This window comes from Yeosuana aromativorans (assembly GCF_014646655.1).
Classification (GTDB): domain Bacteria; phylum Bacteroidota; class Bacteroidia; order Flavobacteriales; family Flavobacteriaceae; genus Yeosuana; species Yeosuana aromativorans.
In genome coordinates this window covers 259,985-277,769 of record NZ_BMNR01000004.1, presented here as the reverse complement: position 1 = coordinate 277,769, position 17,785 = coordinate 259,985, and the positions used below count along the sequence as shown (strand labels likewise).

15 protein-coding genes are annotated in these 17,785 nt (G+C 35.5%); 9 read left to right on the top strand and 6 right to left on the bottom strand.

The features are described 5' to 3' along the window. Positions 1-29: 29 nt before the first annotated feature. From IEW94_RS10365 to ctlX, 7 genes are all read left to right on the top strand, one after another. A complete protein-coding gene (locus tag IEW94_RS10365; RefSeq protein WP_188652688.1) occupies positions 30-1,022 on the top strand; it encodes a DNA-directed RNA polymerase subunit alpha in 993 nt (330 codons plus the stop codon). Between the two features lie 59 nt (positions 1,023-1,081). Then, the gene (gene rplQ, locus IEW94_RS10360; protein WP_188652686.1) at positions 1,082-1,564 is read left to right on the top strand and encodes a 50S ribosomal protein L17; all 483 of its coding nucleotides are present in this window, start codon (positions 1,082-1,084) and stop codon (positions 1,562-1,564) included. 84 nt (positions 1,565-1,648) lie between these two features. After that, positions 1,649-2,752, top strand: a complete 1,104-nt coding sequence (carA, locus tag IEW94_RS10355) for a glutamine-hydrolyzing carbamoyl-phosphate synthase small subunit (protein ID WP_188652684.1) — start codon at positions 1,649-1,651, stop codon at positions 2,750-2,752. A 154-nt stretch (positions 2,753-2,906) separates the two neighbouring features. Further along, the gene (gene eno / locus IEW94_RS10350) at positions 2,907-4,199 is read left to right on the top strand and encodes a phosphopyruvate hydratase (protein ID WP_188652682.1); all 1,293 of its coding nucleotides are present in this window, start codon (positions 2,907-2,909) and stop codon (positions 4,197-4,199) included. Between the two features lie 175 nt (positions 4,200-4,374). Further along, positions 4,375-5,661, top strand: a complete 1,287-nt coding sequence (locus IEW94_RS10345; RefSeq protein WP_188652680.1) for a citrate synthase — start codon at positions 4,375-4,377, stop codon at positions 5,659-5,661. A gap of 62 nt (positions 5,662-5,723) precedes the next feature. Beyond that, positions 5,724-6,638 carry a dimethylarginine dimethylaminohydrolase family protein gene (locus IEW94_RS10340; RefSeq protein ID WP_188652672.1) on the top strand — a complete coding sequence of 305 codons (915 nt, stop codon included), beginning with the start codon at positions 5,724-5,726 and terminating at the stop codon, positions 6,636-6,638. Positions 6,639-6,760: 122 nt separating this feature from the next. Further along, on the top strand, positions 6,761-7,699 hold the full coding sequence (gene ctlX / locus IEW94_RS10335; protein ID WP_188652670.1) for a citrulline utilization hydrolase CtlX: 939 nt from the start codon (positions 6,761-6,763) through the stop codon (positions 7,697-7,699). Position 7,700: 1 nt separating this feature from the next. Here the strand turns inward: ctlX and IEW94_RS10330 are convergent, their stop codons facing one another. Then, entirely contained in the window at positions 7,701-9,755 is a 2,055-nt protein-coding gene (locus IEW94_RS10330) for a tetratricopeptide repeat-containing sensor histidine kinase (protein ID WP_188652668.1), read from the bottom strand. A 450-nt stretch (positions 9,756-10,205) separates the two neighbouring features. On the opposite strand from IEW94_RS10330, the gene argS reads away from it, so the two are divergent. Both argS and IEW94_RS10320 read left to right on the top strand, forming a co-directional pair. Beyond that, a complete protein-coding gene (gene argS / locus IEW94_RS10325; protein WP_188652666.1) occupies positions 10,206-11,990 on the top strand; it encodes an arginine--tRNA ligase in 1,785 nt (594 codons plus the stop codon). Positions 11,991-12,046: 56 nt separating this feature from the next. Next, a complete protein-coding gene (locus IEW94_RS10320) occupies positions 12,047-12,682 on the top strand; it encodes a cation efflux transmembrane domain-containing protein (protein ID WP_188652664.1) in 636 nt (211 codons plus the stop codon). A 4-nt stretch (positions 12,683-12,686) separates the two neighbouring features. Here IEW94_RS10320 and IEW94_RS10315 read toward each other — a convergent pair whose 3' ends face one another. From IEW94_RS10315 to IEW94_RS10295, 5 genes are all read right to left on the bottom strand, one after another. Next, positions 12,687-13,142 (bottom strand): tRNA (cytidine(34)-2'-O)-methyltransferase, encoded by a 456-nt coding sequence (locus tag IEW94_RS10315; protein ID WP_188652662.1) that lies wholly within the window; start codon positions 13,140-13,142, stop codon positions 12,687-12,689. Positions 13,143-13,239: 97 nt separating this feature from the next. Further along, positions 13,240-13,602: an EF-hand domain-containing protein gene (locus IEW94_RS10310; protein WP_188652660.1), complete on the bottom strand. Its 363-nt coding sequence runs from the start codon at positions 13,600-13,602 to the stop codon at positions 13,240-13,242. 40 nt (positions 13,603-13,642) lie between these two features. After that, positions 13,643-15,166, bottom strand: coding sequence for a carbon-nitrogen hydrolase family protein (locus tag IEW94_RS10305; RefSeq protein ID WP_188652658.1), 1,524 nt, complete (start codon positions 15,164-15,166; stop codon positions 13,643-13,645). Between the two features lie 175 nt (positions 15,167-15,341). Then, a complete protein-coding gene (locus IEW94_RS10300) occupies positions 15,342-16,073 on the bottom strand; it encodes an SIMPL domain-containing protein (RefSeq protein WP_188652656.1) in 732 nt (243 codons plus the stop codon). A gap of 131 nt (positions 16,074-16,204) precedes the next feature. Next, positions 16,205-17,782, bottom strand: coding sequence for a DHA2 family efflux MFS transporter permease subunit (locus IEW94_RS10295; protein WP_188652654.1), 1,578 nt, complete (start codon positions 17,780-17,782; stop codon positions 16,205-16,207). Positions 17,783-17,785 lie beyond the last annotated feature (3 nt).

Here is a 17,785-nt window from a genome sequence, read left to right as displayed (position 1 = left end):
TAAATAACAATTAAAACGAAGAAAAAAGTATGGCAGTATTTAATTTCCAAAAGCCGGACAAAGTAATCATGATTGATTCAACCGATTTTGAAGGTAAATTTGAATTTAGACCTTTAGAACCTGGTTATGGCTTAACAGTAGGAAATGCTTTAAGAAGAGTTTTATTATCTTCTTTGGAAGGATTTGCAATTACATCGGTTAGAATTGAAGGTGTAGATCATGAGTTTTCAGCAATATCAGGTGTGGTTGAAGATGTTACAGAAATCATTTTAAATTTAAAACAAGTTCGTTTTAAAAGACAAATTGAAGATATAGACAATGAGTCTATCTCAATTTCTATTTCTGGGCAAGAACAAATCACAGCTGGTGATTTTCAAAAATTCATCTCTGGTTTTCAAGTATTGAACTCAGAATTGGTTATCTGTAATTTAGATCCAAAAGTGAGCCTAAATATGGAAATTACCATCGAAAAAGGTAGAGGTTATGTGCCTGCTGAAGAAAACAACAAACCATCAGCGCCAATAGGGACTATCTTTACAGATTCAATTTATACACCTATAAAAAACGTTAAGTACAGTATAGAAAACTATCGTGTTGAGCAAAAAACCGATTATGAAAAATTGGTTTTTGAAATCATTACAGATGGTTCTATAACACCTCAAGATGCTTTAACCGAGGCTGCAAAAACGCTAATTCACCACTTCATGTTATTCTCAGACGAGCGTATTACATTAGAAGCTGATGAAATTGCGCAAACTGAAACCTATGATGAAGAATCACTTCATATGAGACAGTTGCTTAAAACCAAATTAATTGACATGGACTTGTCTGTTCGTGCATTGAATTGTTTAAAAGCAGCAGAGGTTGATACATTAGGTGACTTAGTATCATTCAACAAAAACGACTTAATGAAGTTCCGTAATTTTGGTAAAAAATCCTTGACTGAGCTTGAAGAGCTTGTTATTGTTAAAGGGTTGAACTTTGGAATGGACTTAAGCAAATATAAATTAGATAAAGATTAATTAATCATATTTTGCTCCTCGCACGTCGAGTTTGGTAGCAAGATGATAAAACAAATGTCATGAGACACGGAAAAAAAATAAACCATTTAGGTAGAAAAACCGCTCACAGAAAATCAATGTTGGCTAATATGGCATGTTCATTAATTGAGCACAAACGTATTAATACAACCGTTGCAAAAGCAAAAGCTTTACAGCAATTTGTTGAGCCTATGATTACCAAATCAAAAGAAGATACTACTCATAACAGACGTATAGTTATGGCTCGTTTAAGACAAAAAGAGGCCGTAGCTGAGTTGTTTAGAGATGTTGCTGCTAAGGTTGCGGATAGACCAGGAGGATATACAAGAATCATTAAACTTGGAAACCGTTTGGGTGATAATGCTGATATGGCCATGATTGAATTGGTGGATTATAACGAAATCTACAATGCTGGTAAAGCTAAAAAGAAAACAACAAGAAGAAGTAGAAGAGGTGGCAGTAAAACTGAAACTCCTGCAGCTCCTGTTGTAGAGCCGAAAGCAACCAATGATGAAGAAGAATAAATGTTATAAACATTCATAAAATTAAAGGATAAACTGTTTTTAGTTTATCCTTTTTTTTGCAATTTTGCGAAACCTTTTTATAAAATGAAATACCAAAAAAGACAAATAGCCATTATTTTATTAGCTGATGGAACCATTTTTTATGGGAAATCTGTTGGAAACAAACAAGGAACAGCCTTTGGGGAAGTATGCTTCAATACAGGAATGACCGGGTATCAGGAGATTTTTACAGACCCATCTTATTTTGGGCAATTAATGGTAACCACCAATGCTCATATTGGAAATTATGGAACCAACGTTGATGAAGTTGAATCAGATTCAATTAAAATTGCTGGACTTATCTGTAAAAACTTTAGTTATGACTACTCTCGTGATGCAGCCGATAGTTCCTTAGAAGATTTTTTAAACGACAATAATTTGTTTGCTATCTCAGATGTTGATACCAGAGCATTGGTAAGCTACATTAGAGACCACGGCGCCATGAATGCTGTTATTTCCAGTGAAGTTGATAATATAGAAGGCCTTAAAAAACAATTAGCTGACGTACCAAGTATGAATGGTTTGGAGTTGGCCTCAAAAGTGTCTACCAAAGAGCCGTATTATTTTGGAAATGAAAATGCTACTTATAAAATTTCAGCACTCGACATAGGGATAAAAAAGAATATCCTTCGCAATATTGCTAAACGAGATGCTTATATCAAGGTGTTTCCATACAACGCAACGTTTGAAGAACTAGAATCTTTTAATCCGGATGGATACTTTTTATCCAATGGACCTGGTGATCCAGAACCTTTAGTTGAGGCACAAACTTTGGCTAAAGAAATCATCAAAAGAGACTTGCCGCTTTTTGGAATTTGTCTTGGGCATCAAGTAATTGCATTGGCCAATGGTGTATCTACGTATAAAATGCATAATGGACATAGAGGGATCAATCATCCGGTAAAAAACTTAAAAACCGGTAAAGGTGAAATCACCTCTCAAAACCATGGTTTTGCAGTCAATAGAGAAGAAGCTGAGACACATCCAGATTTAGAAGTCACCCATGTTCATTTAAATGATGACACGGTGGCAGGATTGGCCATGAAATCCAAAAACTGTTTTTCGGTTCAATACCATCCAGAAGCTAGTCCAGGACCGCATGATTCATCCTATCTTTTCGACCAGTTTATCGAAAACATTAAAAAATAATAACAAAAAGCCTTAAAAAATAATCTGTTTTTTTAAGGCTTTTAAGTTACTAAAACGTTGTAGATAAGAATTTGTGTAATTCTTTAAAAACATGTAAATTAAAAGGAGATTTAACCGTAAATTTGAATATTAAAAAGTTTTAAAAAGTGTACTTATGAGTATAATAATTAACATCCATGCTAGACAGATTTTGGATTCTAGAGGGAACCCTACTATTGAAGTAGATGTCGTTACAGAAAATGATGTATTAGGTAGAGCTGCTGTTCCATCGGGAGCTTCAACAGGAGAACATGAAGCCGTTGAATTAAGAGACGGTGGGAAGGCATATATGGGGAAAGGCGTTTTAAAAGCAGTTGATAACGTAAATTCTATTATAGCCCAAGAACTACTTGGTGTGTCTGTTTTTGAACAAAACTTAATCGATCAAATGATGATTGATTTAGACGGAACACCAAACAAATCAAAATTAGGTGCCAACGCCATATTAGGTGTATCTTTAGCGGTTGCTAAGGCTGCTGCTGCTGAATTAGGGTTGCCATTATATCGCTATGTTGGTGGGGTATCTGCCAACACACTTCCAGTACCCATGATGAATATCATCAATGGTGGCTCTCATAGTGATGCGCCAATTGCATTTCAGGAATTTATGATTATGCCAGTTAAAGCCAAAAACTTTACACATGCTATGCAAATGGGGACAGAGATTTTCCATAACCTTAAAAAGGTTTTGCATGACAGAGGTTTAAGTACCGCTGTTGGAGATGAAGGTGGATTTGCACCAACGTTGGCTGGAGGAACTGAAGATGCTTTAGATTCCATTAAAAAGGCCGTTGAAAATGCAGGCTATACATTTGGTGGTGACGTTATGATTGCTTTGGACTGTGCTTCTGCTGAATTTTATGTGGATGGAAAATATGATTACACCAAATTTGAAGGTGATTCAGGAAAAATTAGAAGCAGTGCAGAACAAGCTGATTACTTAGCTGAATTGGTAGCTAAATACCCAATCATCTCTATTGAGGATGGTATGGATGAAAATGATTGGGAAGGTTGGAAACTATTAACTGATAAGATAGGAAATAAAGTACAACTGGTTGGTGATGATTTATTTGTGACCAATGTAGAACGTTTATCACGTGGTATTGATGAAGGGATAGCAAACTCAATCTTAATAAAAGTAAACCAAATCGGTTCTTTAACTGAAACGATTGCCGCTGTAAACATGGCCAAAAATGCTGGATATACAACGGTCATGTCGCATCGTTCTGGTGAAACTGAAGATAATACCATCGCCGATTTAGCTGTAGCTTTAAACTGTGGTCAAATTAAAACAGGTTCAGCCTCACGTAGTGACCGTATGGCAAAATATAACCAACTGTTGCGTATTGAAGAAGAATTAGGCGAAGTTGCTTATTTCCCACAAGAAAAAGCATTTAAAGTTAAGTAGCCATCTTACTTTCTATAACTAAAAAGCGATTATTAAATACATTTAATAATCGCTTTCTTTTTTTATAATTTTCAGCGATACATTTATTCCAATTCCTTATTAAGAAATTATAATAGTAGTAAGTTATTTCGTAAATTAGCGAGCAACAAAATACATAATAAATATTTAAAAAAACATGTCAAATACTGCTACTTTAGAGATTAATGGGGAAAAACACGAATTCCCGTTAAAAATAGGAACAGAGAATGAGGTTGCCATAGATATTTCCAATCTAAGAAGTGCAACAGGAGGAATAATTACGTTGGATTCTGGGTATAAAAACACGGGTTCTTGTGAGAGTGCCATTACGTTTTTAGATGGTGAAAAAGGAATCTTGAGATACCGTGGCTATTCTATTGAGGAATTGGCTGAAAAAGCAGATTTTTTAGAAGTAGCGTTTCTGTTGATTTTTGGAGAACTTCCCACTCAAGCACAACGTGATAAATTTCATGCAGATATAAAAGCGCAATCAGTAGTTGATGAAGACATAAAAAAAATTCTGGATGCGTTTCCTAAATCTGGTCATCCAATGGGAGTTTTATCGTCCCTTACCAGTGCATTAACAGCATTTAATCCATCTTCAGTAAATGTTAATTCTGAAGAGGATATGTACCGTGCCATCGTTAAGATAATGGGTAAATTCCCAGTATTGGTAGCTTGGACACATAGAAAAAAACAAGGATTACCGTTAGACTACGGTGATAAAAATCTTGGATATGTTGAGAACGTTTTGAAAATGATGTTTAGACAACCAAATGAAGAATATACACAAAGCAGGGTTTTGGTTGATGCGCTTGACAAACTGTTGATTTTACATGCAGACCACGAGCAAAACTGTTCTACTTCTACCGTTAGAATTACAGGTTCATCCCATGCAGGTCTTTTTGCATCACTCTCAGCTGGAATTTCAGCACTTTGGGGGCCGCTTCATGGTGGAGCCAATCAGGCTGTTTTAGAAATGCTTGAAGCCATAAAAGCTGATGGAGGTGATACCAAAAAGTATATGGCTAAAGCTAAGGACAAAGATGATCCATTCCGTTTAATGGGATTTGGTCACCGTGTGTATAAAAATTTCGACCCCAGAGCGCGAATCATTAAAAAGGCAGCCGATGAGGTTTTAGAAGATTTAGGTGTTGAAGATCCTATATTGGACATAGCCAAAGGATTAGAAAAAGAAGCTTTACAAGATCCGTATTTTGTTGACCGTAAATTGTATCCAAATGTTGATTTCTATTCAGGTATCATTTACAGAGCTATGGGCATACCTACAGATATGTTCACGGTTATGTTTGCCCTTGGACGTTTGCCAGGATGGATCGCACAATGGCGTGAAATGCGTTTAGGAAAAGAACCAATTGGTAGACCAAGACAACTTTATGTTGGAGCTACACAACGATCTTTTGTGGAGATTGATAAACGATAAATTATACAATTCAAAATAAAAAGCTTCATAGTTTCTATGAGGCTTTTTTTTATCTTAGCGCCATGATACAGCTCAATATACAAAATGAAACTTCCAGATTGCGATCTGTTATTTTGGGAACCGCGCAAAGCAATGGGCCTGTTCCAAAAATCGAGGATTGTTACGACCCTAAAAGTATAGAGCACATAAAAGCAGGAACGTATCCTAAGGAGGAAGATATGATCATTGAAATGGAAGCGGTGGCTGCTGTTTTTAAAAAATATGATGTCACAGTATATAGACCAGAAGTCATCAAAGATTGTAACCAGATTTTTTCGCGTGATATAGCTTTTGTTATCGAGGATAAAATCATCAGGGCAAATATTTTACCCAATAGGGAAAAAGAAATAGAAGCCATACGTTATGTTTGGGAACAAATAGCTCCTGAAAATAGAATAATCCTGCCAGAGGAATGTCATGCCGAAGGCGGAGATGTGATGCCATGGAATGACTATATTTTTGTGGGAACCTATTCTGGTGATGATTATCCAGATTATATTACCGCCAGAACCAATATGGATGCCGTTATAGCCATTCAGGAACTGTTTCCTCATAAAACGGTTAAGAGCTTTGAGCTAAGAAAATCCAATACAGACCCTAAAGAAAATGCACTGCATTTAGATTGTTGCTTTCAGCCCATAGGAACCAATAAGGCTATTCTGCACAAAAACGGCTTTCTTATAGAACGCGAGTACCAGTGGCTGGTTGATTTTTTTGGTAAAGACAATGTTTTTGAAATCACCAAAGAGGAAATGTACAACATGAACAGTAATGTGTTCTCCATTTCTGAAGAGGTCATTATTTCAGAAAAAAACTTCACACGGCTGAATACCTGGTTACGAGAGCAAGGATTTACGGTTGAAGAAGTGCCTTATGCTGAAATTGCCAAGCAAGAAGGTTTATTGCGTTGCTCCACATTGCCATTGATTAGGGACTGAGTTTTTTATTTATCTTAATTTATAAATTGATGTGCAATCTTAAGTTTTGTCAATCAAAAAGATAGAACCAAATCCTTATATCTATTCAAATAGACTTACTTTTGTAGCATAATTTATCAGTAATGCAACAAACTACAAATACCATTTTAATGGTTCGTCCTGTTAATTTCAGGATGAACGAGCAAACAGCAGTTAATAACTATTATCAAAAAGCAATCGATAATGTATTGCCCGAAACCGTTAATGCCAAAGCGCAACAAGAATTTGATGCTTTTGTGAAAAAACTTCAAAATATTGGAGTTAATGTGATTGTAGTTCAAGATACTGTTGAACCTAATACACCCGATTCTATTTTCCCAAATAATTGGATATCTTTTCACCAAAATGGAAATGTAGGGTTATACCCCATGTTTGCTGAAAATCGCAGGTTTGAGCGTCGTGAGGATATTTTGGATTTGTTGGAAGAAAAGGGTTTTGAAATCAACCAAATAGTTGATTACACAGATGCCGAAACAGTATCTGTTTTTCTTGAAGGGACGGGAAGCCTTTTGTTGGATAGAGTTCATAGAAAAGCCTATTGTGCCTTGTCACCCAGAGCTAATGAAGACTTGCTTATTGAATTTTGTGAAGATTTTGAATACACACCTGTTGTTTTTACTGCCAATCAAACGGTTAATGGAAAGCGAATGCCCATTTATCATACCAACGTGATGATGGCTCTAGGAGAAACATTTGCCGTCATTTGTTTAGCAAGTATTGATGACAAGAAAGAGCGCAAGAATGTGATTAAGCATTTAAAAGAAGACGGAAAAGAAATTATTGATATAACAGAATCTCAAGTCAATAATTTTGCTGGTAACATGTTGCAGGTGAAAGGGGCTAATAATAAATTGTATCTAGTAATGAGCCAAGCAGCTTATGATTCACTTACAAATAATCAAATAGAAACCCTTAAAAAGCATAATACAGATATTGTGGCCAGTTCTTTGGATACTATTGAAACTTGTGGTGGCGGAAGCGCGCGCTGTATGATGGCTGAGGTGTTTTTACCTCAAGCTTAAGTTATGATGGTTTAGATTTAGGCAATTGTACATAGAAAGTACTGCCAACGTTTAAATTGCTTTCAACCCAAATTTTACCATGGTTTAACTCAACCAACTCTTTACAAATAGATAAACCAAGCCCGGTTCCTTTTTCGTTTTTAGTACCAATGGTTGTAAAGGAATTGTTTTTAAATAGTTTTTCAATGTTTTCTTTTGATATTCCAACACCGGTATCGGCTACACTTATAATACAACTTCCATTACTTATGTGGTTTGAAACCGTAATGGTATCACCTTTTTTACAGAATTTCACGGCATTAGCCAATAGGTTTTGAATTACAATTTCAAACATGCTTTTGTCAGCATAGACAAAATCACGTAGGGAGTGATCTATTAAGTCAATGCCTTTGCTTTCCAGTCGTTGCTCAATTAATTTTATTTTATCTTCAAAAACTTCTTGAACATCAAACAAACTAGGATTTGGTTCCAAAGATTGCATTTGTGACTTGGACCAATTAAGCAAGTTAAACAATAATAAGGATGCATTATTGGCATTTTCACTCAATTCCGGAATTAAGTTATCAAATTCTTCACGGGTTAAGGATCCATCTCTTAATAAATCAATAAAGCCATTGATAGAGGAAAGCGAATCTTTCAAATCATGCGACACAATTGAGAAAAGTTTGTCTTTAACGTTGTTGACATTTTCAAGATGTTCGGTCTGTTCTTGAAAGGCTTTGTTCTGTAATTCAATTTTTATGTTTTTTTCTTCAAGCTCTTGGGTGTATTTGATGCTATTATTTCGCTTAAGATAAATTAAGATTAAAAATGTAGAGACTATAGCTAAGGCGGCCAATAAGGCATAAAAAATAAATTGTAGTCTATTGTATTTGCTGGAAACTAAAAATGTTTCGCCTTGAGACGCTTCCATTTTTGAAGTATCTGTAGATGAAACAAAGTCAGGGTTTAGTTCAAGTGTAGCATCAGATATGGTATCTTTGATGATTTCCTTTTTTTCAAGGGAGTCTTTAAGGTGATAGTATTGCCGTTGCCAAACAAATGCACTTTGAAATTTATTTCTGGCAGAATCCAAAGATTTCATTAAGCCGTAATACCTGAGTAGTTCTGGTTTATTGTTAATGGATTTAGCAATGGCACCTGCTTCTTGCAGCTGATTTTCAGCAAGAATTAATTTCTTTTGGCGTAAATTTAATTCTCCAAGATTGTTTAAAGCAGTGGTCAGCCCCAGTTTGTTTTGTGATTTTCTGTTAAGGGCCAATCCCTGAAGTAAATAATTTGCTGCTTTATCGTAATCATTGAACTTTAAATATTCACCTCCTAATTTTGGCAAAATGTTACCTCTAATGGAATCATTATTGTTTTCTACATACTTTAAGACGGTTTCGTAATATTCAATGGATTTTCTGTATTCTTTTTGAATGGAGTACATTTCGGCCAATCGGCTATTGGACTCTATTATGCCATCCGTATTGTTCAATTGCTTTTGAAGTTCCAGTGTTTTTTGGTAAAAGTCAATGGCTTTATCATAGGCATTCATTTTGTAATAGGCCCTAGCCACATTAAAGTATGCAGAAGACAAGTCTGGATATAAATGGTTTTTCTCCAGCTCTTTTATGGCAGCTAAAGAATATTGCAACCCTTTTATGTAATTGCCCCTATTAATCTCAATTAATCCTATACTATTATTGACTTTTGCTATACCTAGAGTGTCTTGTAATTGACCAAATAAGGCTTTTGATTTGGTATAACCAGACATAGCATTGATGTAATCATCCTTTTTGGCGTAAATTAAGGATTTGTAGTAGGTCACTTCAGCAATGCCCAACGTGTAATTTATGTTACTTGAAAGCTTTTCACTTTCAAAGATATATTTTAATGCTCTATCGTATTCTTGGATATCATAAAGCTTCTTGATAAGTTTTATGGAGGTTTCAACTTTTAAACTATCTGATTCTTGAAACGCTAATTGTAAGGAAAGACTATCTATCTCTTTAGTTTGAGAAAAACCAAAGAACACCGATAAAAATAGAATCAAAGTAATTATTTTCCTCATACAATATATTAGAATACAACCGGTAATATTATAATCATATAATGTTTCTTGTTGAGGGAATTAAGACTACGTTACTTGAGTTGTACTTAGTTAGTTTTAAAAAATAAATAATATATTTTTGAATTATAATAGCAATACACAAACAAAAGTTGCAAAAACCATTTTAAAAATCTAATTTCTGCGTTTTTCTACCAATAAATTAGATTAAATGAACATGATCATTTATCAAAAAATCGACGAATAGATGAACGGCAAAAAACATAGAAAAAATGCAAGGTTGAAATTGTTTTTGTACAAATAAATGTATATTCTTTTGAGTTGTTTTCAGAGGCAGAATTTTTCAAATTGCGGTACTGTACTTCTTTTGTGTGCAGATGACTATTAAAGCGCATTTTAGCAAACAAACATTGATAAAAGTTTTATCTTTGCTCACCTAAAAAAACACGATTAATGAATCTTCAAGAAACCTTATTAAACCACGTCAAACAAGCGGTGCAATCATCTTACGGTGTTTCAATAGATACTGTGGAATTTCAAGCTACCCGTAAGGAATTTGCGGGAGATATTACAGTCGTTATTTTCCCAATGCTTCGTTTTGTTAAAGGAAATCCCGTGCAAATAGGAACGGATATTGGTAATTATTTAGTTTATAATGTAGGTGAGGTCAAGGCATTTAATGTGGTGAAAGGATTTTTGAACATTGAAATTAAAGACGCCTATTACATTCAGTTTTTCAATACTATCTATACGGATGACCAATATGGTTTTGTACGGCCCAAAGCACAGGATAAAGCCGTCATGGTTGAATACTCCTCGCCAAATACCAATAAACCGCTTCATTTAGGTCATATTAGGAATAACTTATTAGGCTATAGTGTAGCCGAAATTTTAAAGGCATCTGGCAAGAAAGTTTACAAAACCCAAATCATTAATGATAGAGGCATCCATATTTGTAAAAGTATGTTGGCATGGAAACGATTTGGAAACGGTGAAACGCCAGAAAGTACAGGCTTAAAAGGTGATAAATTGGTTGGTAATTATTATGTGAAGTTTGACCAAGAATACAAGAAAGAAATTGAAATCTTGATTGGTCAAGGTAAAACAGAAGAAGAAGCCAAAAAACAAGCACCAATTTTGTTAGATGCCCAAAACATGCTTCAAAAATGGGAAGCTGGAGATAAAGAAATCGTGGCTTTATGGAACATGATGAACCATTGGGTGTATGATGGTTTTGATATTACCTATAAAAATTTAGGTGTTGATTTTGATGTGCTGTATTATGAAAGCAATACCTACTTGTTAGGAAAGGAATTTGTGGCAGAAGGATTAAAAAAAGGCGTTTTTGAAAAAGAGGAAGACGGTTCGGTTTGGTGCGATTTGACCCAAGATGGTTTGGATAAAAAAATTGTGCAGCGAGCAGATGGAACAGCGGTTTACATGACCCAGGATATCGGAACGGCCATTCAGCGAATCAAGGATTTTCCAGATGTTGGCGGTATGGTTTATACCGTTGGAAATGAGCAAGATTACCATTTTAAAGTGTTGTTTTTAATCTTAAAGAAATTAGGATTTGATTGGGCCGATAACCTATACCATCTAAGTTATGGTATGGTTGATTTACCTTCGGGAAAAATGAAGAGTAGGGAAGGAACCGTGGTTGATGCCGATGATTTAATTGATGAAATGGCAGCTACAGCAGGAGAAATATCTGAAGAGCTTGGTAAACTTGATGGGTATTCTGAAACTGAAAAACAGGACCTTTACAAAACCATTGGTTTAGGAGCGTTAAAATATTTTATTTTGAAAGTGGATCCTAAAAAGCGAATTCTGTTCGATCCTAAAGAATCCATAGATTTTCAAGGAAATACAGGACCTTTTATTCAATATACTTACGCCAGGATACAATCCATAATCCGGAAAGCCGATTTTGAATATAATATAACCCTGAACGCAGACGAGCTGTCTTTGCATCAAAAAGAAAAGGAATTAATCAAACAGTTGGAATTATTTCCTGAAGTTATACAAAATGCCGCAGACACCCACAGCCCTGCTTTGATAGCCAATTATACCTATGATTTGGTTAAGGAATTCAATTCGTTTTACCAGAATGTATCCATCTTAGGTGCCGATGACTTAAATGAAAAAATCATTAGGGTTCAGCTATCCAAAAAAGTGGCATTGACCATCAAGAGCGCCTTTGGCCTATTGGGTATTAATGTGCCAGAACGTATGTAAAATCTTGAAGTGCTTGTTTTTTTCGTAATTTTAAAAGAATTAAAGCACAATAACTCATGCCAGATACAAAGCAATTGTATAAAATAGCTTTTGGATTAGCCATTTTCACTATAGTTTATAACATAGCTGAAGGTGTGGTTTCAACGTTTTTGGGGTTTGAAGACGAAAGTTTGACCTTGTTTGGTTTTGGTTCAGATAGTTTTATAGAAGTCATTTCCGGACTTGGAATAGCACATATGATCATCAGAATAAAAAAGAATCCAGATAGTAAACGGGATGACTTTGAAAGAACGGCTTTAAAAGTTACTGGGTATGCTTTTTATTTACTTGTAATTGGGTTAGTTATAACAAGCTTCTATAATATTTGGATTGACCATAAGCCTATAACGACGTTTTGGGGATTGATTATATCGGTTCTTTCAATACTGGTAATGTGGATACTGGTTGCCTGGAAACGAAAGGTTGGAAATCAATTAAATTCTGAACCTATTCTAGCAGATGCAAATTGCACCATGGTTTGCATTTACATGTCTGTTATTTTACTGTTGAGTAGTGGAATTTACGAACTATTTCAAATATCTTACATAGATAGTATTGGAACCTTGGCGCTTTCGTATTTTGCGTTTAAAGAAGGCAAAGAATGTTTTGAAAAGGCAAAGAGTGATAAATATTGTGGTTGTATCAGTTGTTAATCAACTACAAATCCAAAAATTTTAAACCTTCATATACAACGATTCCAACAGCGTTCGCTAGGTTAAGACTGCGCACTTTAGAACTGTACATTGGGATTTTAAACAAATTTTCGGCGTGTTCTTTTAGTATGGGCTTTGGCAATCCAACCGATTCTTTTCCGAATACCAAAAACATATTGTCCAAATATTTAATATCCCAATGGTTTTGTGTACCATGACTGGACAAAAACACCATATTGGCATTTTTGTTTTTATCAAAAAATTCTTCAGTGTTGTTATAATAAATGACTTCAAGGTGTTGCCAGTAATCCAATCCAGCGCGTTTCAAACGGGCATCATCAATCTCAAAACCAAAAGGTCTTACCAAATGCAATTTTGATCCGGTTGCTAGTGCTAACCGACCTATGTTACCTGTGTTATTGGGAATTTCGGGTTCAATAAGAACAATGTTTAATGGCATTGGTTGTTGATTAAAATAAAAACATGGCCAAATGTAAAAAAAATATAACCCATGAATGCTCATGGGTTATATTAAAAATCAAGGATAAACAGAATGTCTATTTTTCTTTTTTCTTTTTGTCTTTCATGCCTTTGCCTTTTGCAAGCCCAGCTTTAAATTCTTCTAAAGTAACAGAACCATTGTTGTCAGCATCCATGTGAGCATATCTTTTTTCTAACACCTCTGGTTTTACTTCTTGCTTTCTTTTTTTTGCTTTAAATTCTTCTAAAGAGATAGAACCATCTTTGTTGGTGTCAATGCTGTTAAACATTTTTTGGGGATCGGGTTTTTTGTTTTGGGCGTTTGCTTGGGTAAAGCCAATTAAACCTAATGCCAGAATAACGATTGTTAAGCTATTGAATTTCATTGGATATTGTTTTAAATTGTTAATACGATGCATAAGACATTTTTTTTTCAACAAGGTTTAATGGAAATGGTTTGTTTATTTTTAAAGTTAAAAATTATGGTAATTTTTTTAGTTCGAAAAGATCCTTACGTCGATCTTTTAAGTTTCTCACACTTCCAAACTGATTGAGCTCTCTCAACAAATCAATATCAACATCTGCTATTAAAATCATTTCGGTATTTTGGGTTGCTTCGGCCTTAACACCGTTGGTAGGAAACGCAAAATCACAAGGTGTAAATACCATGGATTGTGCAAACTGGATATCCATGTTTTGAACCTTTGGTAAATTACCAACACTGCCTGCAATGGCTACATAGCATTCGTTTTCAATGGCACGGGCTTGGGCACAATGCCTCACGCGGGAAAAGCCATTCTGGGTATCGGTTAAAAAGGGAATAAATAAAATATCCATGCCTTCATCAGCTAATAACCTGCTTAATTCGGGGAATTCAGAATCGTAACATATCAAGATGCCTATTTTACCACAATCCGTATCAAACGCTTTTAACTGGTTGCCACCAACCATACCCCAAACCTTGGCTTCATCGGGTGTAACGTGTAATTTTTCATAACGTTCCATACTACCATCACGACGGCATAAATAACCGACATTGTGAAGTGTATTGCCAACCATTTCGGGCATGCTTCCTGTTATGATGTTGATGTTGTATGAGATGGCCAATCTTGAAAAGCGCTGTACTATTTCATTGGTGTGTTTTGCTAATTCACGAATGGCCTCAGGAGTTGATAAATGATTGTTTTCGGCCATTAAAGGGGCGTTGAAAAACTCTGGAAACAATGCAAAATCACTGCGATATCCAGAAACAGCATCCACAAAAAACTCGGCTTGCTGCATCAATTCATCCAAGTCTTTATACAACCGCATTTGCCATTGCACCAAGCCCAGTCGAACAATTTTTTTTACTGTAGTAGCCTTTTTGTTGTTTTTTTCGTAATAAATATTGTCCCATTCCAGCAGTACGGCATATTCTTGCGATGAGGCATCCCCTTCCAAATAATTTTTTAAAATCCTAGCTGGATGAAAATCATTGGATATTTGAAAGTTCAAAACCGGATCATGGATTTCTTTTCGTCTAACCTTTTCAATATATTCTTTAGGTGTTAGGGCATCTGAATATTTATGGTAATTAGGAATTCTTCCACCAAAAGCAAGACCTTTCAAGTTTAATCGTTCGCACAGCTCTTTTCTGTAGTCGTAAAGTCGTCTGCCTAAACGCAATCCTCTAAATTCTGGTTTGATGAATATGTCAATTCCATACATCATGTCTCCAGTATTGGTATGCGTATTAAAGGTGTAATTTCCCGTTATTTCTTTGTAGGTATGGTTGTCATCAAATTTGCTGTAATCTACAATAATGGATAAGGCACAGCCGGCTATATGATTGTTTATTTTTATAACAACCTGGCCCTCCGGGAATTTTTTAATCAACGTCCTAATGTGGTGTTCATCCCAAATGGCATCTGGCATGGTTGTGTAAGATGCTATCATGGCTTTTTTAAGTTCCTGATAGTCGTCTAAACTCAGGTAAGCCAGTTCAATATTTTCAATGTCTTTCATCTGTTAATACTTATATGCTTTTTTAAAGGTCAGATGGAATGCCCCAATTATCATTTTGCTTGGTTTGAAATTAATTGTTAACGGACATTTCATAGTCTTAATGATAATGAATTTTATGGTAATATCATAAAGCTAAGACCAATAAAAAGTGAAAGGTGTTTTATGATGTTAAAAGTTATTTCACCAAATAGGTGAGTTTCATGGTAATGGAAGCTGTTTTTTCCTTTGATGAGGTATTGTAGGCACCTCCCCAAGAATAGTCTTCATTGGAGTTTTGTCCAGTAATTTGAAAAATTCCCATTTGCGCAGTGGATAGTTCGCCTAAGCTAGCTCCAGAATTCTCTGAAATGCTTTTGGCTCGTAAGCGTGCATTTTCAGTCGCTCTGGAAACCATTTCAATTTTTAGATCTTCCAATTTTGTGTAATAATATCTTGGCGCCATGGAATACAGTTGAATGCCTTTGTTTAACAGTTCTGTGACCTCCCTGGAAATTTTTTCGACTTTTTCAACATCTTTAGAATTAATCTGAACCGTTTGGCTTAATGTGTAGCCAGTAAATTCTTGTCCCAGATATTTCCCGTCTGAGGTGTAGTTTTGTTTGAAGTTTTTATTGGTTTCAACAGCGTTAAAAACAATGACGCTATCACTTAATCCTTTTGATTTGAAGTATTCAGAAATGGTTTCCTTGTCTTTTTTTAAATCGGCATAGGCCTGTTTTAAATCGCTGTTTACTTGCGAAAATTTGGCTTCCCAAACAATAAGGTCTGAAGTAAAATCGGTTTTTCCCAATCCTGTAACTGATATGGTTCCTGCTTTTTTGTTTCTATTAATTACGGCATGTCCCAATATAACTGAGGCGATAACAATGGCAATGGCAAATACAATGGCACTAAGGTTTTTTTTCATGTTTACAGAATTAAGATTGATAATATAAAATATACGTTAAAAATATTGTTTTTAGTTTTTTTAAAATAACAAAACGTTTTGAAATGTTTGAGGTATTTTACTGTATTCAATCTATTCTTATACAAATCTATCTAATGAGCTGCACTGGTATCTATCTTTCCAGCTCCCTTTTTTATCAATAGCACAAAAGGAACACAGAGCAAGAATAAAACACCCAGAAAAATAAAAACATCCATATAAGATAAAACGGTGGCTTGTCTATTAACTGTATAATCCAACATCTTATAGGCTTTATTTAAGGCTTCATTGATAGCATACCCTTTACTTATAAAAAGTTGCTGCAAACCATGTAGGCGTTGTTGTACGTTAAAGTCCACGGCCGTTATGTTTGGCAACAAATCCACGCGATGTTGTTGAGTCCAACGAGCAATAAATGTTGTGATGATAGCTATTCCAAAGGAACCGCCCAATTGCCGTGTCATACCAGTAAACGCTGCGCCATCCCCAATATCCTTGCCTTTTAATGTGGATAATGACAGTGTGGTGATAGGTACAAATAGTAGTCCCAAACCAATACCTCTAACCACTAAAGGCCAAAAGAAATGTTCCGCTCCAGTATCTGGGGTCATAATGAGATACATCCATAAGCTATAAATGAAAAAGATGGTAAATCCACCAGTGACCAGATATTTTTGAGGCACACCATTTTGTAACATCTTACCAATAAACGGCATCATGATTCCCGTGGTAATTGAGCTGGGGATGAGTAGCAAACCGGCATCTGTGGCTGTAAAACCTAAAACGGATTGCGTATAAATAGGAATGATAAACGTTGAACCATACAAACCAAATCCCATAATAAAAGTCATAATGGTTCCTATTCTTAGATTGCCATCCTTTAGTACCCTTAAATTTACAATGGGATGTTCGTAGGTCATTTCGCGCCATATAAAAAGAATTAAACCAAATAATGAAGCGACGCTTAAGGCCACAATAAGACCATTGTTAAACCAATCGTCTTGTTGACCGTGTTCCAAGACAAATTGTAAAGACCCAATAAACGTAGCCAAAAGCACTATCCCTATCCAATCGACTTGATTTGCTCTTAGTTTTTTGCCGTATTTTGGACTTCTAACATAAATAAAAGTCAAAAAAGCAGCTAAAATACCAATAGGGAGATTGATATAAAAGATGTAAGGCCATGAGTAATTATCTACCAAATAACCACCTAAAGGAGGCCCTAAAGTTGGTCCAACAATAACACCCATGCCGTAAATGGCTTGCGCCATACCACGTTTCGCAACTGGATAACTTTCGGTAATGATGGTTTGGGCCGTAACTAACAGCGCACCACCACCTAAACCTTGAATAAACCTAAAAATGACCAGCTCCCAAATATTATCAGCGTTACCACATAAAAAGGAAGCCATCGTGAAAATGATAATTGAGGTGGCAAAATAATTGCGCCTGCCAAATTGTTTTGACAGCCAACTGGTCATGGGTATGATGATGACGTTGGCAATAGCGTAAGCGGTTATTACCCAAGCAATATCAGTTAACGATGCTCCCAAACTACCACGCATATCATTGAGCGCCACATTGACAATGGTTGTATCCACTATTTCCAAAAGGGCACACAGAATAGCCGTAATAGTTATAATAACCCGTCTGAAGCCGTATTCTACTAAGTCGTTTTCGTCTTGTAGCATAAT